14 protein-coding genes and 1 pseudogene are annotated in these 20,708 nt (G+C 59.5%); 5 read left to right on the top strand and 10 right to left on the bottom strand.

The features are described 5' to 3' along the window. Positions 1–4: 4 nt before the first annotated feature. From dtpB to ampC, 4 genes are all read right to left on the bottom strand, one after another. Positions 5–1,510 carry a dipeptide/tripeptide permease DtpB gene (gene dtpB / locus ACTG2S_RS06955; protein ID WP_274160236.1) on the bottom strand — a complete coding sequence of 502 codons (1,506 nt, stop codon included), beginning with the start codon at positions 1,508–1,510 and terminating at the stop codon, positions 5–7. A gap of 699 nt (positions 1,511–2,209) precedes the next feature. Further along, a complete protein-coding gene (yidZ, locus tag ACTG2S_RS06950; RefSeq protein ID WP_139735835.1) occupies positions 2,210–3,172 on the bottom strand; it encodes an HTH-type transcriptional regulator YidZ in 963 nt (320 codons plus the stop codon). Between the two features lie 18 nt (positions 3,173–3,190). Further along, the gene (locus tag ACTG2S_RS06945; protein WP_274160235.1) at positions 3,191–4,363 is read right to left on the bottom strand and encodes an MFS transporter; all 1,173 of its coding nucleotides are present in this window, start codon (positions 4,361–4,363) and stop codon (positions 3,191–3,193) included. 293 nt (positions 4,364–4,656) lie between these two features. Beyond that, on the bottom strand, positions 4,657–5,817 hold the full coding sequence (gene ampC, locus ACTG2S_RS06940; protein WP_274160234.1) for an FOX/MOX family class C beta-lactamase: 1,161 nt from the start codon (positions 5,815–5,817) through the stop codon (positions 4,657–4,659). Positions 5,818–6,016: 199 nt separating this feature from the next. Here ampC and ACTG2S_RS06935 point away from each other — a divergent pair, with 199 nt between their 5' ends. From ACTG2S_RS06935 to ACTG2S_RS06925, 3 genes are read left to right on the top strand one after another with little or no spacing between them, the layout of a single operon-like run. Then, entirely contained in the window at positions 6,017–6,937 is a 921-nt protein-coding gene (locus ACTG2S_RS06935; RefSeq protein ID WP_274160233.1) for an AAA family ATPase, read from the top strand. Next, positions 6,937–7,815 (top strand): DUF58 domain-containing protein, encoded by an 879-nt coding sequence (locus tag ACTG2S_RS06930; protein ID WP_439982200.1) that lies wholly within the window; start codon positions 6,937–6,939, stop codon positions 7,813–7,815. The genes ACTG2S_RS06935 and ACTG2S_RS06930 overlap by 1 nt, the downstream gene beginning before the upstream one ends. Continuing rightward, entirely contained in the window at positions 7,802–9,817 is a 2,016-nt protein-coding gene (locus ACTG2S_RS06925) for a transglutaminase family protein (protein ID WP_439982199.1), read from the top strand. The genes ACTG2S_RS06930 and ACTG2S_RS06925 overlap by 14 nt, the downstream gene beginning before the upstream one ends. Positions 9,818–9,879: 62 nt before the next feature. Here the strand turns inward: ACTG2S_RS06925 and ACTG2S_RS06920 are convergent, their stop codons facing one another. Beyond that, positions 9,880–11,310, bottom strand: a complete 1,431-nt coding sequence (locus ACTG2S_RS06920; RefSeq protein WP_013724018.1) for an alanine/glycine:cation symporter family protein — start codon at positions 11,308–11,310, stop codon at positions 9,880–9,882. 701 nt (positions 11,311–12,011) lie between these two features. Between ACTG2S_RS06920 and tal the strand changes: the two genes are divergently transcribed. Together tal and ACTG2S_RS06910 are read left to right on the top strand one after the other, a co-directional pair. Then, the gene (gene tal / locus ACTG2S_RS06915) at positions 12,012–12,962 is read left to right on the top strand and encodes a transaldolase (RefSeq protein ID WP_224968470.1); all 951 of its coding nucleotides are present in this window, start codon (positions 12,012–12,014) and stop codon (positions 12,960–12,962) included. A 160-nt stretch (positions 12,963–13,122) separates the two neighbouring features. After that, positions 13,123–13,305: a DUF3545 family protein gene (locus tag ACTG2S_RS06910; RefSeq protein ID WP_005338547.1), complete on the top strand. Its 183-nt coding sequence runs from the start codon at positions 13,123–13,125 to the stop codon at positions 13,303–13,305. Positions 13,306–13,591: 286 nt separating this feature from the next. On the opposite strand, the gene accA is transcribed toward ACTG2S_RS06910, so the two are convergent. From accA to lpxA, 5 genes and pseudogenes are all read right to left on the bottom strand, one after another. Beyond that, entirely contained in the window at positions 13,592–14,542 is a 951-nt protein-coding gene (gene accA / locus ACTG2S_RS06905; RefSeq protein ID WP_005338549.1) for an acetyl-CoA carboxylase carboxyl transferase subunit alpha, read from the bottom strand. A 15-nt stretch (positions 14,543–14,557) separates the two neighbouring features. Then, positions 14,558–18,035: pseudogene (gene dnaE / locus ACTG2S_RS06900) on the bottom strand (DNA polymerase III subunit alpha). Between the two features lie 38 nt (positions 18,036–18,073). Next, the gene (gene rnhB / locus ACTG2S_RS06895; protein ID WP_069526239.1) at positions 18,074–18,664 is read right to left on the bottom strand and encodes a ribonuclease HII; all 591 of its coding nucleotides are present in this window, start codon (positions 18,662–18,664) and stop codon (positions 18,074–18,076) included. A 119-nt stretch (positions 18,665–18,783) separates the two neighbouring features. Beyond that, positions 18,784–19,923 carry a lipid-A-disaccharide synthase gene (gene lpxB / locus ACTG2S_RS06890; protein ID WP_040098041.1) on the bottom strand — a complete coding sequence of 380 codons (1,140 nt, stop codon included), beginning with the start codon at positions 19,921–19,923 and terminating at the stop codon, positions 18,784–18,786. Then, on the bottom strand, positions 19,916–20,707 hold the full coding sequence (gene lpxA, locus ACTG2S_RS06885) for an acyl-ACP--UDP-N-acetylglucosamine O-acyltransferase (RefSeq protein ID WP_100646591.1): 792 nt from the start codon (positions 20,705–20,707) through the stop codon (positions 19,916–19,918). Before lpxA ends, lpxB begins: the two co-directional genes overlap by 8 nt. Position 20,708 lies beyond the last annotated feature (1 nt).

Here is a 20,708-nt window from a genome sequence, read left to right as displayed (position 1 = left end):
CTCATTACGCCTGTGACTGACCTGGCACCAGCCCTTCGGCCTCTGTCGGGTTCGCATTCATCATCCGGTTCAGCCAGGGCACCATCAGCCCCATCACTACCGCAATCAGCAGGGTCGCCATCCCGATCTTGCCAAATACGCCGGTGTAAATGGGCAAAGTTTGCATCGGATCCGTCATCCCTTGCGGCACGGCGGTAAAGGTCGCCACATAGCCACCCAGCAGGGACGCCATCGCCTGAGTCAGGAACCACATTCCGAGAATGAAGCCCATCAGGCGTTGTGGCACCAGCGCGGCGACCATCGCCAGTCCCAGCGCACTGATCATCAGCTCGCCCAGACTCTGGAACAGGTAGATAAGCACCATAAACCAGGGGGAGGTCAGCCCCTGCTCATCGGCAAACCACCAGCCGGATGCCGCCGCCGTCAGAAAGCCCAGCGAGCAGAAGAACATCCCGAGAGTGAACTTGAGCGGCATGGTGAGATCCCGCCCCTTGCTGCCCATCCGGGTATAGATCATCGCGAGTACCGGGCTACCCACCACCACCCAGAAGGGGTTGAGCGCCTGGAAGCTGACCGGGTTAACGCTCATGCCCAGCATTTCGTGGTGCATGTTGTTGATGGCAAAGAAGTTGAGAGACGTCGGCATCTGGGCATACAGCACATAGAAGAGCACCGCCTCCAGCATCAGCACGAAGGCCACATACATCTTGTTGCGGCCCACGGTATCGAGCCTGAATGCCTCGCGAAAAAAGAATATCACCACGGCGATGGTCACCGTCATCAGCACCATGTTGGCGATCACCACGTGGTGCATCAGCCAGGCGCAGAAGAAGACCATGGCTACCGAGCCCAATATAACCAGCAGCAGCTTGCTGTAATTCAGTGGCAGGTGATCCGGCTCGGAGCCAATATCCTTGACCATATTGCGGCAGGCAAAGAAGGTGAGCAGCGCAATAATCAGTCCCACCCCGCACAGGTTATAGGTCACGGTATAGCCGTAGTGATCGGCAATCACCGGAGCGAGCGAGAGGGAAATAAGGGAGCCGATATTGATCGACATATAGAACAGGGTAAAAGCCCCATCCAGCCGCGGATCTTTTGGCTGGTAGCATTTTGAAAGCAGGCTGGCCGGATTGGCCTTGAACAGGCAGTTACCAACTGCAATGGTGCCCAGCGCATAGAAAATCAGGTCGGGATTGTAGATAGAGAGGCCGGTCATAAAGTAGCCTATCACCAGCGCCACGGCCCCCAGCACCATGGTGCGCTTGGTGCCGAGCACATGGTCACCGACATAGCCACCGACCGAGATCAGGCCATATACCAGCGCCGAGAAGGCACCGAAGGTAATAAAGGATTGCTCTTGGGAAAATCCCAGTTGTTGCACAAAGAAGACCGCCAGGATCCCCTGCACGCCGTAATAACCGAAGCGCTCCCAGAGTTCGACGAAAAATATCATAAAGAAGGGTTTGGGCTGTTGTAACAACCCTGTGGGTGCTGTTGCTGGACGCATATCAACCTGCCTTTGCTGAGATTTATTTTTATTAATCTGGTGGTGGCTACCGCACTATTTTTTTGCCCGCCATTGCTATAACGGGGAGCACAGTCAGCCTGCCAATCTGGCTATTTTCGGGTGCACACGCCCCGTTCGATGAAAGGTGTTTTTCATCTAGCCGGTTTCAATTACGGGTTATCGGGGGATGGTGAGTGGCGTCTCCCAGTACAGTTACCGGCTCCAGGTGCTACCTTTGCTGCATCCCTTCACTCAAGCCGGTTTTGCTTATTCCCCTCTGCTCCGTCACTCATGGCTGGTGGCCAGATAGCTGGGGCATGACACGGCCACAGACGACCTGTGGGGCTGGCTCACGCCGCGCTCTACTGGCAGTCACCTACGCAGGCGCTATCTAACCCCGCCACTCCAAGGGGTGTCATGCTATATCACTGCAAATACAGGAACTTAATGGTCGATCACACTTTAAAAGTGACCATCAGTGAAGTTTTCTAATGAAACCACATGAATTTTTTTCGTGAAAAGAGCTTCACTCGAGACGTGCAACCAAGGCCAATCTGTGCATAAAGAGAGTTGAATGGCACACAGTTGAACCCGAACTCGGCACTTAAGTCGTGCAAAAGCCCACTCATCCGGACGCTGCGACAACAAAAAGCCGGAGCAGATGGCTCCGGCTGATCGATGGGCACCGTCACGGCCACATTAGCGTGGCGATTCATCGTTGTAGAGTCGCCGGATCTCGTTGCGCAGCCACATCACCTTGGCATCCTGATTGTGCCGCTTGTGCCACAGCAAGATGAAGGCGATCTCCAGCTGGGCGTAGAGCTTCTCGGGGAGCGGCAGCGGCATGGCGATCAGATTGCCGTGATGCCGACTGGCATAACCACCACAGTAAGAGGGCGCCACCGCTATCAGCTCGTGGCTCGACTGGGAGGCAATATGCAGCGCCTGCTCGAAGCTTGAGACCATGATGGGCACCTCCCGCTTCAGCCCCTCGTCCTCCAGCAGACTGTCGAGGGCCCAGGTATCGTTCGCTTCCCACACCATGCTGATCTGGGGGCAGGCCAGAAAGTTCTCCAGCGACCACTTCTGCTGGAGCAAGGGGTGATCCTTGCGCAGAAAAACCACCGGGCGATCGGTGAACAGCACCTCGTGATCGATGTAGTAGGGCAAGCGGTTGACCTTGGCCCGGGAACGGCCATGGGTCTCGCGGGCACAAAAGCCGAGATCCGCATCGCCATTGACGATATCGTTGAGGGAGTGGTGATCCCACCCCAGCATCCTGACCACCGAGTTGGGGTACTTCTGGTAGATGGTCATGGGCAGATCGCTCAGGAAGCTGATGTAGAAGGGGGACTCCATCACCAGCGTGAAGCGGGCACCGTCGGGGATCGCCTCGCTATTGAGCGAGGTGATGCTGTCGGTGAGCTGGAACCAGACCTTCAGCTCCTCCTCCAGGGTCAGGGAGAGGTTGGTGGGCTGCAATCCCTGCCGTACCCGCACAAACAGGGGATCGTCAAACCACTCCCGCAATTTGGCCAGAGACTTGCTCACCGCTGACGGAGTGACACAGAGCTTTTTGGCCGCCCCTGCCACACTGCGCTCCTGCATCAGGTACTTGAACACCACCAGCAGGTTTAAATCGAGTTCACCCAGATTGCGCATATCCCCTCTCATCTTCCATCAGCCCTGCGACCGCGCTTCACGAAGCGCGAGCCATGGTAACAGCCCTTTGACAGCCAGGTAACTGAGCAGTGCCAGCAGCAGGGCGCAGATCAGCATTTCGGTCGGGGCAAAGCCAAGTTGGCCCAGCAGCCAGATATAGAGGCCGGAGAGGCTGATCTGCATGATGCAGAGCACCGCGCTGGCAAAGGCCACATTGTGTTGACAACCATCGAGCGCCTCCCCCATCGCCACCCCGAAGCCACAGGAGAAGCCGACACAGACCAACGCAAACCCCGGCAGCAACAGATGGATATCGCCCCCCGCCTGCCAGCTGCCGATCAGTGAGCACGCAGCCAGCAGATAGGAGAGATGAGACACAGCCAGCACTTTCTGTTTGCCCAACCAGCGCAACAGCAGGGGCGTCAGGAAGGAGGTGGACATACTCACGCCGGCCATCACCATCATCACGATGGAGTACTGCTCGGTGGTGAAGCCAAACTCCTTCATCAGGATCAGCGGCGAGACGCTGACATAGACCAAAATAGAGGTCACGCTGACACTGGTCAGCAGGGAGAGCAGCATAAAGCGCGGCGAGCGCAGTAGGGCAAAGGGCAGCGCCGCGCTACTCCCCGGTTGCCGTGCTGGGCGGGTCTCCTTGAGCAGCAACAAATTCACCAGACCGCTGATGGCCGCCACCAGCGCCATCGCCACGAAGATCCCGCGCCAGTCAAAATGGGACAGGATAAGGTAACCGAGCACCGGCGCCAGTACCGGGATCACGCAGATGACCCCGTTAATCATTGAAAGTGCCATCGCCAGCCGCTCCTGACTCAGCACATCCCGCAGCACGGTAAAGGTCATGATATAGAGCGCCCCCGCCCCGACTCCCTGCCAGAAACGGCCGAAATAGAACTGGCCAATCCCCTCCGCATTGCCTGCCACCAGCGAGGCGAGGACAAAAATCAGGGCGCCCCCGAGCACCACCCAGCGCCGCCCGTAGCGATCGGCAATCATTCCGCCCAGCAGCACGGTCGCCGCCATGCCGAACAGATAGCTGGAGAAGGCGGTGTGGATCTGCGCCTCGCTCGCCTGCAGGGTATCGGCAATCCGGGGCACCGCCACCAGATAGAGATCGATCCCGACCGGATAGAGAATGATCATCAGAAAGGTGCACAACAGGAAAACAGGCATGGATGCTCCATAACAGAGTGGCCCGCCAGATGGCAGCAACATAGGGCAAGAGTGGGCGGAGCCAAGGTGGTCACAAAGGTAGCAACGCAGCGCGTCGCAATGGGGGCAACTATATGGGCGCCCACCGCTCTCACCTAGTGAAGAGATGGCGATCGGTACATTCCAATTTGGAAATATTATTTTAAGTGCCGAGCTGTTTGGGCATTAACATGAATGATGGCCGAGCCGGGCAGGACCCAAAAAGTACGCCGGGTCACCCCGGCGTACTCATCTCGGTCAGAACAGCCACACTGTCACTCGGCCAGCTGGCGCAGGATGGCGTGGGCCGCCTTGACCCTGGCCTCGATGGGGTAGTTGCGATTGGCCAGCATGACGATGCCTATCCCCTTGGCGGGCACAAAGGCCACATAGCTGCCAAAGCCATTGGTCGAGCCAGTCTTGTTATAGAGCACCTGCTCACCCATCGCCTTGGGCGCGGCAAAACGCGTGACCGGATTGGCCTTGAGGCTCACCGCAGGCGAGTTGCCTACCAACAGCGCCTGCTCGGTCACCGGATAGGCGTAACTCTCCCATCCCAATCCCTGACTCATCTCCCCCACCGAGTAGAAACCTGTGTGGGTCAACGCGAGCGCGCTCTTTACCGCTGCATCCCCCTGATACCCCATGTTCGCCTCGACAAACTTCAGCAGATCCGCCGAGCCGGTCTTGATCCCATAAGCCTCGGCCGCCAGCACGCCCGGATTGACCCTGATGGGTTTCTCTTCCTTCGAGTAGCCGTAGGCATAATTCGCCATGGCCGACTCCGGCACCTGGAGATAGGTGTGATGCAAACCCAGCTTGGGCAGCAAGGTCTGGCTCATCAGTTGCTCAAACGGCTGGCCCAGACTATTCGCGGCCAGGTGACCAAACAGACCTATGCTGGGGTTGGAGTACTGGCGATGGGTACCCGCCGGATAAACCGGTGACCAGTTCCGATAGTAAGTGCGCATCTTGTCATTCGAATCCACCTCATCGGGGAACTGCAGCGGCAGACCGCCCGCACTGTAGGTGGCAAGATCGGCCATGGTCACACCATCAAAAGCGGATCCCTTGAGCCAGGGGGCATGCTGGCTCACCTTGTCATCGAGCTGAAAGCCCCCTTTAACCACGGCATAGGCACCGAGGGTCGCGGTCAGTGTCTTGCTGACCGAGCCAATCTCGAACAGGGTCTGCTCGCTGACACGCTGACCACTTTCCCGGTTAGCCACCCCGTAATTGAAGTAGTGGGCCTTGCCATCTTTCAACACGGCGACCGCCATGCCCGGGATCCTGTGCTCCTTGAGCACCGGCCGGATAATGCCGTCCACAGCGGCGGTCAGGGGTGCCTCCCCGGCCGCATAGGAGAGTGAGGAAGATAATGGAGAGAGCAGCAGGGTGCCCAGCGTCAGCAGTGAGACCGTGGTTCGTTGTTGCATATGGTTATTCTCGTGGTGAATGAAATTGGGATTAGCATAAACAAGATGTATGTGCCCACGATGAACCTGTGTGAAGCCTCTGTGAAGTCATCGGGAAATGGCCGGGGTTGCATCGCTGACAGCTCGATGTGCCCTTCCTCTGCTCGCGGGCGTATAAGCTGTAGGGGCCAAAGAGCCAAAGAGAGAAACGGAGGCGCAGGTGAGATCACAAGAGCACATCACGGCGGTGCTGGCGACACTGGAGCGAGTCATTCTGGGCAAGCCACTGCAACTGAAAATCGCGCTGGTGACGCTGCTGTCCCGCGGCCATCTGCTGCTCGAGGATCTGCCCGGCATGGGCAAAACTACCCTGGCCCACGCCCTGGCACAGGTACTGGGGCTCGACTGTCGGCGAGTGCAGTTCACCGCCGATCTGCTGCCCGCCGACCTGCTGGGGTTGCAGATCTTCGACCCCCAACAGCAAGCCTTTCGCTTTCACCCCGGCCCCATCTTCGCCCAGGTACTGCTGGCGGACGAGATTAACCGTGCCAGCCCCAAAGTACAGAGCGCCCTGCTGGAGGCGATGGCCGAGGGCAAAGTGAGCATTGAGGGGAATACGCATCCCCTCCCCGATCCGTTTTTCGTCATCGCCACCCAGAATCCGGCGGATCAGGCGGGCACCTATCCGCTGCCGGAGTCCCAACTCGACCGCTTCGCCGTGCGACTCTCGCTGGGTTTTCCGCCGCGAGAAGCGGAGCGCCAGCTACTGCGGGGCAACCAGCCGACTGGCCCGTTGCCCACCATGCTGGATGCTGCCGGACTCGCCACCTTGCAAAGCGAAGGGGATGCCATCCATGTTTCGGATGCCACCCTCGACTACCTGCTGGCACTGGTGCACCAGAGCCGCTTTGATGGGGAGCTGCCACAGCCCCTCTCCCCCCGGGCAGCCCAGACCTTGCTGGCGGTGAGCCGGGCCTGGGCGCTGGTGGCGGGGCGGCGCTTTGTCACGGTGGAGGATGTGCAGGCAGTCTTCCCCTATGTGGCCGAGCATCGGCTGCGGGGCAGCTTTGGCGTACAGCACGGCGAAGCCTGTCCCCTTAGCCAGCGATTGCTGGCCCGGGTCGATCCGGACAATCCCTGATGAGCAAACTGCTAAACCGTTGGCAGCAGTGGCGAGCCCGCTGGCAGCGGCGCTGGCTCGACCGCCGCATTCCTCCGACCCGCCAGATCACGCTGGCTACCCGCAGCCTCTTTATCCTCCCCACCCGCATGGGGCTGCTCTATCTGCTGGTGCTGCTCGCCATCTATCTGCTCGGCACCAACTACCAGAACAATCTGGTACTGCTGGTGGCCTACTGCCTCGGCAGCCTGTTTATGGCAGCCATGTGGCTCACCCACCGCAACCTGCTGGGGCTGGAGCTGCTGGGTGGGCCGCTGGTGCTGGGGGAAGCGGGTAGCCAGCTACCTATCCGTATCTTGGTGCAGAGCCCTCGCCGGGTGCAGGCGCTCCGGTTTAGCCTCAACGAAGGCACCCTCTGGCTGGCACAGGCCGACGCTGTGGCCAGCACAGTTATCCTGCCAGTATCGGGCTCGCGCCGTGGGCCACTGCCCCTTGGTCGATTGCGGGTCGAGAGTCGCTACCCCCTCGGTCTGTTTCGCTGCTGGTCCCTGCTGGACTTGCAGTTGGAGGGCTGGCTCTCTCCCAAACCAGCATTCGGCGCGTTAAGAGGGGAGCATGCGACCCAAAGCGAGGGGCATCAGGGCCAGCCCGCTCCGGCCACTCTCGGTGACTTTGATACCCTGCGGACACATCAGGCCGGTGAACCACTGAGCCGGGTCGCCTGGAAACAACTTGCCCAGGGGCGCGGCCTGCTGACCAAACAGTTCCATGAACCTCAGCAGGATGACACTCGCCTCACATTGCCGCGGGTCGCGGGCGGGGATCTGGAGCAGCGGCTGGCGGTGCTGGCCCAGTTCGATGCCACACCACCGAAGAGCACGCAGGATGCTGCTAAATAACCGCCGCCTGCTGCCACTCATCGCCCTGCAACAGCTGCTGCTGGTCGCGGCGCTCTGGCCCCAACTGCAGATCTGGGTAGTGGCGGTGGGCGCCATCACCCTCGGCATCCGGGCCATGATGCTGTGGCGCGGCTGGCCGCCCCTGCCTGCCCGCGGGTTGGCGCTGCTGGCCATCACCACTGTGCTGTTGCTGGGACTACAGTGGCGTGGCTTGGGCACCCTGCCTGCCCTTATCAATCTGCTCTGGCTCGGCTATAGCCTCAAGATGATCGAGGTACGGCGCGAGCGGGATATCGAGCAGGTGCTGCTGCTCGCCTTCTTCCTCATCGCGCTGGCGCTGGTGCAGCGACAGAGCATCGGCTGGACGGTCGGAATGACAGTGGCGCTCTGGCTGGCAGTAACTACGCTGGTGGCCGCCATCGCCCCCGAACAGAAACGGCCTTGGCGAAGTGCGGGTGGTAGCCTGCTGCTGGCGCTTCCCCTGCTTATCACGCTGTTTTTGCTGCTGCCAAGGCTCCCGCCCCTCTGGCAGATGCCCACCACCAGCCGCACCCTGTCGGGCCTCTCGGAAGAGCTGGCCCCCGGCGATATCAGCGAACTGGTCAACTCCTCGGAACTGGCGTTTCGGGTCACTTTTGCCGATGGCCCGCCCCCTGTCCGCGAGCGCTATTTTCCGGTGATGCGCCAAGAAGTTTTCGATGGTCAGCGCTGGTTGCTGAGCCCCGAGGTCAAAGCATGGCAGCAGACAGTGCCGGTGCAGACCGGGCTGACCCTTCTGGCATCCTCTTCACAGGCCAACACTCAACTGGCAGATAGTCCGTTGCCCGCCGGGAGCTACGAGGTGATCGCCGAGCCCCAGCGCCACCGCTGGGCCTTTGCCCTGAGTGAACCGCGCCTGCTGGCGGGTCCGGTGCTGCTTACCCCTCTCGACACCCTCTATCGTCAGGGAAGCGGCGAGGTGGCGATCCGCTATCGCATTGGCAGTGGCGAAGCGCTGCCCGAGGATGACCACCAAGCCGCCCAGCGCAACCTGCAACTGCCTGCAGGGGGCAACCCGAGAGCGCGAGCTTACGGCCAAGGGCTGGCTGTGCGCTATCCAGAACGCGCCAAGCTGGTCGCCGCCCTGCTCGCACAGTTTCGCAGCCAATCCTATTACTACACCCTGACCCCGCCACGACTTGGCAGTGACGGGGTGGATGAGTTCCTGTTCGATACCAGGCAGGGCTTTTGCGGCCACTACGCCATGGCGACCGCTTTCGTACTACGCGCTGCCGGTATTCCGGCACGGCTGGTCACCGGTTATCTCGGCGGCGAGTGGAATCCCAGAGGCAACTATCTGGCGGTACACCAGTTCGATGCTCACGCCTGGGTGGAGTATCTCGATGAAGGAGGAACATGGCGGCGAATCGACCCCACGGCTGCAGTGGCGCCGGTGCGCATTGAAGGTGGTGTGAGGGAGGCGCTGAGCGACGAGTTTACCGCCGCCGACCCGCTCGCTTTGCAGCGTTATCGCAACTGGGCTCTGCTCAATCAGCTGCGCTGGTGGGGCAACAATATCGACTACCAGTGGAGTCGCTGGGTGATTGGTTACGATGCGGGCCAGCTCTGGCAGCAAATTGGCCTGCGCTGGCCTGCACTGACGGGGCACACTCCCTGGTTGATCCTCGCCAGCCTGATGCTGGTCGCCCTGCTGGTGAGCCTGCCCCTGCTGTTGCCCGCCCGCCTGCCGCCAGAGCGGCGCATCTGGCAGCCCCTGCTCAAACGGGGCAAACGCAGTGGCTACCCACCCCAGCCCGCCGAGAGCATGGGGGCATGGTGCGAGCGGCTGGCACGGCTGCGTCCCGACCTTGCCCACTCCCTGCTAAAGAGTGCGTGGCTCTATCGACTCTGGCGTTATGCCCCCCTCAGCGACCGGCAACAAGGGCGCTGCTGGCGCCAGTTGCAACGGCGTGTCAGACAGCTCGCCCAGCGCTGGGATCAACAGCCAACGAGTGCGCCATAAAAGAAGGGGGAGCCACCGGCTCCCCCTTCAGGTTTTAATCAAGAGGTTTGATTCACCGCTTGTTACTTTTTGGTCGGATTGTCCCAGATCCCCTCTTCCAGCTGGGAGCGGATCTCGGGGTATTTGTTGGCATCGAAGGTGGGTACCTTGCCCAGCCGGAGCTGGTCGTTGTAATCCTTCGCCAGCTTGATGGCGACGCTGGAGAGCAGCAGGATCGCTACCAGGTTGACGATGGCCATCAGTCCCATGGAGACATCCGCCATCGCCCACACAATCGGCAACTCACCCACGGCACCGAACATCACCATCCCCAGCACGAACACCCGGAACAGCATCAGGCCGCCCTTGTGGTTGTGCTCGAGGAACACCAGATTGGTCTCGGCATAGGAGTAGTTCGCCACGATAGAGGTGAAGGCGAAGAAGAAGATGGCTGCCGCGATAAAGATGTTGCCTCCACTGCCAATCTGGGAAGAGAGCGCCCGCTGGGTCAGCTCGACACCGGTCACGCCGGAGCCCGGCTCAAACTGACCGGACATCAGGATGATGGCGGCGGTACAGCTGCAGATGACGATGGTGTCCATAAAGACCCCCAGCATCTGCACATAACCCTGAGAGGCCGGGTGCGGCGGATAGGGAGTGGCAGTCGCCGCAGCGTTGGGCGCAGAGCCCATCCCCGCTTCGTTGGAGAAGAGACCGCGCTTGATACCGTTGATCATCGCCTGGGAGATGGCATAACCGAGCGCACCTGAGCCTGCCTGCTCAATCCCGAAGGCGGACTTGATGATCAGCATGAAGACATGAGGCAACTCGGTGATGTTCATCGCCACGATCACCAGCGCCAGCAGGATGTAGGCCAGTGCCATAAAGGGCACCACCAGCTCGGCAAAACGGGCGATACCACGAATGCCGCCGAAGATAATCAGGCCGGAGAGCGCCACCAGCGCCAGACCGCTGACCCAGTCAGGAATGCCAAACGCCACCTTCATCGCCAGACTGATGGAGTTGGCCTGCACCGCGTTGAACACCAGACCAAATGCCAGGATCAGGCAGAGCGAGAAGACCACCCCCATCCAGCGCATGCCAAGGCCTTTCTCCATGTAGTAGGCCGGGCCACCACGGTAGTTGCCATCCTCATCCTTGACCTTGTAGAGCTGGGCCAGAGTGCTTTCGACGAATGCGGTCGCCATGCCGATAAAGGCAATCAGCCACATCCAGAAGATGGCGCCGGGGCCACCCAGATAGATGGCGACTGCCACACCGGCCAGGTTGCCGGTGCCGACACGGGCGGCAAGGCTGGTACAGAGGGCCTGGAAGGAGGAGATGCCTGCGTTGTCCGATTTACGGCTGTTTTTCAGCACGGAAAACATGTGGCCAAAGTGACGGATCTGGATAAAACCCAGGCGGAAGGTGAAAAAGATACCGACCCCGATGAGCAGGTAGATGAGCACGGCTCCCCACATCAGGTCGTTTAGCATCGCAATCAAGGTGTCCATAATTCTCTCGTTGTTATTCACATCCATGGCCAGTCTGCGCTGACCGTTTTCTGTCTGTCGTTTAATTAGCGTTTCGCTAAAGGGGCGGAATCTAGCACAGCGGGAGAGCCCGGAATAGTGATCCCGGTCACGCGAGACACAAAAAACGAACGGTAAAAGCCCATAAAGCTCCATTTAAATCGCAAACTTTCAACAAACTCAATAATTCAATCAGACAGGCCACCATTAAGCCCCATAAGAGAACCATTTTGATATATCCCTGATGAGCTATCCGAAAACGCAAACGCTTGCATGAAATGGCTTTCAAACGGAGACATTTCGCCAAACGTTTTCGCTGTAATTAAATTTCAAGTACGTAGTGAGATAATTTATGTGATCGACGACACAAATATGGATATTGGCTAAAAAAGTTCAGCTGAAAGCAAACCGGAACGAGGTCGGGATGAAATGTAAAAAACCTTACTAATCATATAGTTTCACGCCATAAAACGGGATAGCTCAACAGCCTGAATGTTTAACAACCAAGCGCCCCTATTGCAGGATGCACCACATCAGTATTAATTAGGCAGGCAATGACGATGGGCCGCCCCCATCGCGCTTTTCTGAGCCTGAGGCACCAAGATTCTGTAATTTTATTTCAGAACCACCGTCTCAAGCCCGCAACCCAGGGATTACTCCCTCATTAAGAGATGATATTCGCTATGGCCGATAAATTAACCCAGCTGAAAGCCCTGACCACTGTTGTTGCCGACACCGGTGATATCGAAGCCATCAAACGCTATCAGCCCATCGATGCCACCACCAACCCCTCTCTGGTTCTGAAGGCCTCCGAGATCCCCGAGTACGCTCCGCTGATCGAAGACGCTATCAAGTGGGCCAAAGCCCAGAGCCAGGACAAGGCACAGCAAATCATCGACGCGGGCGACAAGCTGGCCGTCAACATCGGTCTGGAAGTGCTGAAGATCGTTCCGGGCCGCATCTCTACCGAAGTGGATGCCCGTCTCTCCTTCGATACCGAAGCCAGCATCGCCAAGGCCCGCAAGCTGATCCGTCTCTACAACGAAGCGGGTATCAGCAACGACCGCATTCTGATCAAGTTGGCCTCCACCTGGGAAGGGATCCGTGCCGCCGAGGTACTGGAGAAAGAGGGTATCCAGTGCAACCTGACCCTGCTGTTCTCCTTCGCCCAGGCTCGTGCCTGTGCCGAAGCCGGTGCCTTCCTGATCTCCCCGTTCGTAGGCCGCATCCTCGACTGGTACAAGGCCAAAAATGGCCGTGATTATACCGCCAGCGAAGATCCGGGCGTGGTCTCCGTCACCTCCATCTACAACTACTACAAGCAGCACGACTACCCGACAGTGGTGATGGGCGCCAGCTTCCGCAACACCGGCGAGATCCTGGAACTGGCCGGTTGCGACCGCCTGACCATTGGCCCGGCCCTGCTGGAAGAGCTGAGCAAGACCGAAGGAACCGTGGTACGCAAACTGGACTACACCGGTGAGCGCAAGGCCAAACCGACTCCGATGACCGAAGCCGAATTCCGCTGGGAACTGAACCAAGACGCCATGGCTCACGAGAAGCTGGGCGAAGGCATCCGCATGTTTGCCATCGACCAAGGCAAGCTGGAAACCATGTTGGCAAGCCGCCTGTAATCGGTTCTTTTTTCTGATAAAAACCGGGCCCCTACCAAGGGGCCCGGTTTTTTTTCATGGGCTTTTTTAGCGCTGTCATAGAGTCGTCACGAAAACGTTTTAATTTCAGGTTCGTTATGTTATACGGGTGGTGAAAACGATAAAAACCAAGGAGGGAGCCATGGAAATGTTCAACTTCGATTATGACGAAGTGGTTGAACTCGGTTCGCGTAGCCGCGGGACAACGGGAAAAAAACGTAAATGGCGTGAAATCGAGGCGTTGAAAGACAAACATCGCCTGCAGAAGGAGCTGCAATCCATCGATATCGCCTATGAAGGTCTTACAGACGAGATTGAACTGTAATACTGCCAGACACCTGTAAAAGCGCTCCGCACAGCCGGGGCGCTTTTTTATGCCGCAATCGGATGATCACGTGGCTTGTCATGCCATCGCCCGCAATGCCAAAGGATACTGTAGGCTACTAACAGCCCTCACCAACAGCGTGGCATACCAACCCTGCCCCTCACCCTAGAAGACTGACCTGCGCTGTTTCAGGGCGCATTGGGGCAATCACCGCAAGACAAGTAATCAGCAATAAAAAACCCCCGTCGATGACGGGGGCCAGAATACTCGGGGGTGACGGCTGCGCTTAGCAGTAACCGTAGCCCAGCAGACGCTGGTAGCGTTGCTCCAGCAGTTGCTCGGTATCGAGCGGACGCAGAGCGTCCAAATCCTGCTTGATGCGAGCCTTGAGGTTTTTGGCCATCTTCTCCACATCGCGATGGGCACCACCGAGGGGCTCGTCGATCACATGGTCGATCAGCTTGAGCTCTTTCAGACGCTGGGCAGTGATACCCATCGCTTCGGCAGCTACGGAGGCCTTGTCGGCACTCTTCCACAGGATGGAAGCACACCCTTCCGGCGAGATGACGGAGTAGGTGGAGTACTGCAGCATGTTGACACGGTCACCCACGCCGATTGCCAGCGCACCACCTGAGCCACCCTCACCGATCACGGTGCAGACCACCGGCACGGTCAGACCGGCCATCACTTTCAGGTTGCGGGCAATCGCTTCGGACTGGCCACGCTCTTCGGCACCGACGCCAGGGTAAGCGCCCGGGGTGTCGATAAAGGTGATGATCGGCATCTTGAAGCGCTCGGCCATCTCCATCAGACGCAGGGCCTTGCGGTACCCTTCCGGACGCGGCATGCCGAAGTTGCGCTTGATCTTCTCTTTGGTCTCGCGACCCTTCTGGTGACCAATCACCATCACCGGCTCGCCGTCGAGACGGGCGATGCCGCCGACGATAGCCTTGTCATCGGCATAGGCGCGATCGCCAGCCAACTCGTCGAAATCGGTGAAGATATGCTCGATATAGTCAAAGGTGTAGGGGCGCTGGGGATGACGCGCCATCTGGGATACCTGCCAGGCACCCAGATCACCGAAGATCTTCTTGGTCAGCTCTTCGTTTTTCTTCTCCAGCCGGCGGATCTCGTCTTTCAGATCCACGGCGTGATTGCCTTCACTCACATGTTTGAGTTCATCAATCTGCGCCTGCAACTCGGCAATCGGCTGTTCAAAATCCAGAAAAAGACTCATAGGGCCTTAGAACCTCTAATCAAAAACCAATTCAACCCGCTCTCGTCCAAGCAGGACTCGCAAGTCATCTATCAGTTGATCGGTGGGCGTCACCCGCCACTCGGTACCGAGCGTCAATCGCACCCGGGAGCCGGGGCGACGATAGTTTACCTGAACCGGACAGACTCCGGCACGGGCGGGCTCCAAAATCTCGCACAAACGCGGGAAAAAGCGATCATCAATCCGCTGTTCATCGAGGGAGATGCGGATTGCTCTGGCAAAACGCTCCCTCGCATCGTTGATATCCAGTAATTCTCGAGCCGACATTTTAAGGCCACCGGAGAAGTCATCAAAGCTGACCTGTCCAGAAACCACCAAAATGCGGTCTTTTTGCATCAATTCTTCATATTTTTCCAGCGCTTCACTGAACAGGGTCACATCAAGGCGACCAGAACGGTCGTCCAGGGTGAAGATCCCCATCTTGTTGCCACGCTTGGTCACCATGCTGCGGGCCGCAATCACCAGCCCCGCCGCCGTGGTTACGGTATCGCGTGAAGTGGGATGCAGATCGCACAGGCGACCCGAGGTATAACGACGCAATTCGCTGCTGTACTGGTTGATGGGGTGACCGGTGAGATAGAGCCCGAGGGTCTCGCGCTCCCCTTCCAGCCACACCTTGTCAGGCCAGTGCGGCACGTTGGCAAACGCCTTTTTGACGTCGTCAATCTCTTCGGTGAGCACGCCGAACATGTCGACCTGCCCCACTGCCTGCGCCTTGGCGTGCTGCTCGGCGGCCCGCATCGCCTCATCCAGGGTCGCCATCAGAGCGGCACGGTGGGGGCCGAGCCGATCCATGGCGCCGGAGAGGATCAGCTTCTCCATCACCCGCTTGTTGAGCTTCTTGATGTCGACCCGGTTACAGAAGTCGAACAGATCGCGGAACGGGCCGTCCTGATCCCGTGCGCTCAAGATCGCATCGATAGGGCCTTCACCGACCCCTTTCACCGCCCCAATCCCGTAGACGATATGGCCATCTTCGTTGACCGAGAAGCGATAACGGCCGGTGTTCACATCCGGCGGGATCACAGTGAGCCCCATCCGCTGGCACTCATCCACCAGAGTCACGATCTTGTCGGTGTTGTCCATATCAGCGGTCATCACCGCCGCCATGAACTCGGCCGGGAAGTGGGTCTTGAGCCAGAGGGTCTGGTAGGAGACCAGCGCATAGGCGGCGGAGTGGGATTTGTTGAAGCCGTAGCCCGCAAACTTCTCCACCAGATCGAAGATCTTCATCGCCAGTTCGCCGTCGACGCCATTCTTGACGGCGCCCTCCTCGAAACCGGCTCGCTGCTTGGCCATCTCCTCGGGCTTTTTCTTACCCATGGCACGGCGCAACATGTCCGCGCCACCGAGCGTATAACCCGCCAGGGTCTGGGCGATCTGCATCACCTGCTCCTGATAGAGGATGATGCCGTAGGTCGGTTCCAGAATCGGTTTCAGGCTCTCGTGCTGCCACTTCTCGTCCGGATAGGAGATCGCTTCATTACCGTGCTTGCGGTCGATGAAGTTATCCACCATGCCTGACTGGAGCGGGCCCGGTCGGAACAGGGCCACCAGTGCGATCATATCTTCGAAGCAGTCGGGGCAGCCGCTTGATGAGATCCTTCATGCCGCGGGATTCCAACTGGAATACCGCCGTGGTCTCGTAGCGCTGCAGCAGGTCGAACGACTTCTTGTCATCGATGGGGATGGCGGCGATATCCACCGGCGGCTTGCCCTCTTTGGCAAGACGCGGGTTTATCATGCCGAGCGCCCAGTCGATGATGGTGAGCGTCCGCAGACCCAGGAAGTCGAACTTCACCAGACCGGCGTATTCCACATCGTTCTTATCGAACTGGGTGACCGGGTGATGGCCCTCATCATCGCAATAGAGCGGCGCAAAGTCGGTGATCTTGGTGGGTGCGATCACCACGCCACCGGCGTGTTTACCGGCGTTGCGCACGACCCCTTCCAGGCGGCGGGCCATGTCGATGAGGTCCTTGACCTCCTCATCCTGTTCGTAGAGCTCGGGCAGCTTGGGCTCGGCCTCGAATGCCTTGGCCAGCGTCATGCCCGGATCCGGCGGGATCAGCTTGGAGATGCGATCCACAAAGCCGTAAGCGTGGCCCAGCACCCGGCCCACGTCTCGCACCACCGCCTTGGCCGCCATGCTGCCGAAGGTGATGATCTGGGACACCGCATCCCGGCCATACATGTCGGAGACGTGCTCGATCACCTCGTCGCGCCGATCCATGCAGAAGTCGACGTCGAAGTCGGGCATGGATACCCGCTCGGGGTTCAGGAAACGTTCGAACAGCAGGTCAAATTCCAGCGGGTCGAGGTCGGTGATCTTGAGGGCGTAGGCCACCAGAGAGCCTGCCCCCGACCCCCGGCCCGGACCAACGGGGATGCCGTTGTCCTTGGACCACTGGATAAACTCCATCACGATGAGGAAGTAACCCGGGAAGCCCATCTGGTTGATCACTTTCAGCTCGACATCGAGACGCTCGTCATACTCGGGACGGCGCTCGGCCCGCACCGCCGGATCCGGGAACAGAAACTCGAGACGCTCCTCCAGACCCTCTTTCGACTTGGCCACCAGAAAATCTTCGGTAGTCATGTCGCCGGTCGGGAAGTTGGGCAGGAAGTATTCGCCGAGACGCACCGTCACGTTGCAGCGCTTGGCGATCTCCACCGTGTTTTCCAGCGCTTCGGGAATGTCGGCAAACAGCTCTGCCATCTCCTCCTGACTGCGCAGGTACTGCTGGGGGCTGTAGCGACGGGGACGGCGTTTGTCCATCAGGGTATAGCCATCGTGGATGGCAACCCGGATCTCGTGGGCATCGAAGTCATCGGCGTTGAGGAACACCACCTCGTTGGTGGCGACCACTGGCAGCTCGAACTCGGTAGCGATGGCCACCGCCATGTGCAGGTAGACCTCTTCGTCGGGTCGACCGGTACGCAGCAGTTCGAGATAGTAGGCATCGGGGAAGTGGGTCTGATAGAAGGCGACACACTGCTCGGTCATCTGCCGGTTGCCCTTGAGCAGGAACTTGCCCACATCCCCCTCGCGCCCGCCGGAGAGGACGATCACCCCCTTGGCATGCTCGGCGAGCCAGCTCTTGTCGATAACCGGCCGCCCTTGCACGTGGCCGCGCTGGTAACCGCGGGAAATAAGCAGGGTGATGTTCTGGTAGCCGTCGTTATCCATGGCGAGCAGGGTGAGACGGAACTGCTCGTCGCCGAGCTCATCGCTCTGCACCCAGAAGTCGGCCCCGACGATGGGCTTGATCCCCTTGCCGTGGGCGGCGCCATAGAAGCGCACCAGACCGCACATGTTCATCTGATCGGTCAGCGCCAGCGCCGGCATGTTGTTGGCCGCCGCCGCCCCGACGATGGGATTGATCTTCTGCAGGCCATCGACCATGGAGAAGTCGGAGTGGACTCGCAGGTGGATAAAACGGGGGGCAGCCATCGTCATCTCCTCTCGCTGCTCAAACTAAATGGCATGGTCTACTCGATCCCCAGTGCGCGGCGCACCGGTTTGAAGCTCTTGCGATATTCGGGCAACGGGCCGCGCTCGGCCAGAATGGCGAGGTGCTCAGGCGTAGGGTAACCCTTGTGGCGGGCAAAGCCGTACTCGGGATGGCGGCTGTCCAGCTCGGTCATCTCCGCATCTCGGGTCACCTTGGCAAGGATCGAGGCGGCGCTGATGGCGGCCACCAGGCTATCGCCCTTGACCACGGCGCGCGCTTCCATCGGCAATGCCGGGCAGCGGTTGCCATCGATAAAGACCAGCTCGGGCGTCACCTTCAGTCCCGCCACGGCGCGCTGCATCGCCAGCATGGTGGCATGCAGAATGTTGAGCTCGTCGATCTCCTCCGGAGTGGCGCGACCGATGGCCCAGGCGAGCGCCTTCTCTTTGATCTCGTCAAACAGGGCGAGACGTTTCTTCTCGGAGAGCTTCTTGGAGTCGTTGAGGCCGGCAATCGGATTGGCCGGGTCGAGAATGACCGCGGCGGTGACCACGTCGCCCACCAGCGGGCCACGGCCCACTTCGTCCACACCGGCAACCAGCTTGTCGTCAGGAATATCGATCATCATCTTGTAGCCTTGAATCAAAACAGGCCCCGTGGGGCCTGACAGAGGTCGACTGACGCGGCATCACCGCTCGGAAAACGGATTAACGGGCTGCGCGGCGCAATCGACGGTCCGAAATAGCGTTATCTGCCGAGCAGATCCGCCACCGCATCGGCGGCCTGCGAGTCGGCATTACAGCGGATCAGCTGGTGCAGCTCGGTGAAGGTGTTGACCAGCGCACTGTTGTCGTGCTCGAAATATTTGCTCACCTCTTCCACCAGATTCTCCGGAGTGCACTCGTGCTGGATGAGTTCCGGCACCAGCATGCGCCCAGCCAGCAGGTTGGGCAGAGAGACAAATTCGGTCTTCACCAATCGCTGGGCCAGCCAGTAGCTGAAGGGCTTGAGCTTGTAGCCCACCACCATCGGCTTTTTCACCAGCATGGCTTCGAGCGCCGCGGTGCCGGAGGCCAGCATCACCACGTCAGCGGCGATCATCGCCTCGCGGCCCTGCCCTTCCAGCAGCACCATGTCGAGACCCGGCGCTACCTCAGCCTTGATGGCCATAAACTGCTCGCGCCGTTTCTGGTTGACCAGCGGCACGATGAAGCCGAGATCCGGATAGCGCACCGTCAGGTGTTTGCACGCTTCGAGAAACAGGGGGGACATAAAGCCCACTTCTGCGGTGCGGCTGCCCGGCAGCACTGCCAGCCAGCGGCGATTGGCATCGATACCGAGATTGCGACGCACGGCAGCCTGATCCGGTACCAGCGGAATATCATCCGCCATGGTGTGGCCGACAAAACGGCAAGGGGCGTCGAAACGGTCGTAAAAGGCTTTCTCGAACGGCAGGAAGGCGAGCACCATGTCGGTGGCGGCCTTGATCTTGTGAATGCGGTTCTGGCGCCAGGCCCACACCGAGGGGCTGACATAGTGAACCGTCTTGATACCGGCGCGGCGCAGTTTCAGCTCCACTCCGATATTGAAATCCGGTGCATCCACGCCGATGAAGATATCGGGCGGATTGGCAATAAAGTGGCGCAGCAGTTCGCGACGGACCTTGAGGATGCGCGGCAGACGGCCCAGCACCTCGGTGATCCCCATGACGGAGAGCTCTTCCATCTCGAACAGCGCCTTGACGCCGAGGGCCTGCATCCGCGGCCCGGCGATCCCTTCGAACTGCGCATCCGGGTAGCGGGCTTGCAGCTCGCGCACCAGACCGGCAGCCAGAATGTCGCCGGAGACCTCTCCGGCGACGATACCGATACGAACCGGATCAGGCACGGATGATCCCGCGCTCGTTATCTTTGAGGAAGTCCACATAGAGCTGGACGGCCGGTTCGGCTTGCGCCATCTCGCTCAGCACCGGCAGCACCTCTTCGATGGTCTTGCCGGAGCGGAAGATCTCTTTGTAGGCACGCTTGACGGCGGAGATGGCCTCGGCGCTGAAACCGCGGCGACGCAGACCTTCGGAGTTGACCCCGAACGGCTTGGCGTAGTTGCCGGCGGCCATCACGTAAGGCGGCACATCCTTGTTCAGGGCGGCGCAGCCACCGACGAAGGCGTGGGAGCCGACGCGGCCAAACTGGTGAATGGCGGAGAGACCACCAAAGATCACGAAGTCACCGATCACCACGTGGCCCGCCAGGGTCGCGTTGTTGGCGAAGATGCAGTTGTCACCGATGATGCAGTCGTGGGCAACATGAACGTTGACCATGAACAGGTTACCGCTGCCCACCTTGGTCAGGCTCTGATCCTGAATGGTGCCACGGTGGAAAGTGCAGTTCTCGCGAATGACGTTGTTGTCGCCAATCTCGAGGAAGGTGCGCTCACCGGCGTACTTCTTGTCCTGGCAATCCTCACCGATGGAGGTGTGCTGGAAGATCTTGTTGCCGCGACCAATCTTGGTCGGCCCCTTGATCACCACATGGGAACCTACCCAGGTGTTGTCACCGATTTCCACCTCGGCGCCGATGACAGAAAAGGGGCCGATTTCAACCCCTTTACCGATCACGGCAGACTCATGGACGATGGCAGTATCGTGAATGATGGCAGTCTGGTCGATCACG

It is taken from the genome of Aeromonas sp. 82P (assembly GCF_051919365.1).
In the GTDB taxonomy this organism is placed as follows: domain Bacteria; phylum Pseudomonadota; class Gammaproteobacteria; order Enterobacterales; family Aeromonadaceae; genus Aeromonas; species Aeromonas veronii.
Note: the sequence above shows the minus strand (reverse complement) of the source record. Positions and strands in the feature narration are given on the sequence as shown.

Coding starts and splice junctions, on each gene's coding strand:
- rnhB (WP_069526239.1), bottom strand. CDS start 18,664: ATGATGATCGATATTCCTGACGACAAGCTGGTTGCCGGTGTGGACGAA.
- ACTG2S_RS06910 (WP_005338547.1), top strand. CDS start 13,123: ATGGAAATGTTCAACTTCGATTATGACGAAGTGGTTGAACTCGGTTCG.
- ACTG2S_RS06945 (WP_274160235.1), bottom strand. CDS start 4,363: ATGCCTGTTTTCCTGTTGTGCACCTTTCTGATGATCATTCTCTATCCG.
- ACTG2S_RS06925 (WP_439982199.1), top strand. CDS start 7,802: ATGCTGCTAAATAACCGCCGCCTGCTGCCACTCATCGCCCTGCAACAG.
- accA (WP_005338549.1), bottom strand. CDS start 14,542: ATGAGTCTTTTTCTGGATTTTGAACAGCCGATTGCCGAGTTGCAGGCG.
- yidZ (WP_139735835.1), bottom strand. CDS start 3,172: ATGCGCAATCTGGGTGAACTCGATTTAAACCTGCTGGTGGTGTTCAAG.
- dtpB (WP_274160236.1), bottom strand. CDS start 1,510: ATGCGTCCAGCAACAGCACCCACAGGGTTGTTACAACAGCCCAAACCC.
- ACTG2S_RS06930 (WP_439982200.1), top strand. CDS start 6,937: ATGAGCAAACTGCTAAACCGTTGGCAGCAGTGGCGAGCCCGCTGGCAG.
- ACTG2S_RS06920 (WP_013724018.1), bottom strand. CDS start 11,310: ATGGACACCTTGATTGCGATGCTAAACGACCTGATGTGGGGAGCCGTG.
- ampC (WP_274160234.1), bottom strand. CDS start 5,817: ATGCAACAACGAACCACGGTCTCACTGCTGACGCTGGGCACCCTGCTG.
- tal (WP_224968470.1), top strand. CDS start 12,012: ATGGCCGATAAATTAACCCAGCTGAAAGCCCTGACCACTGTTGTTGCC.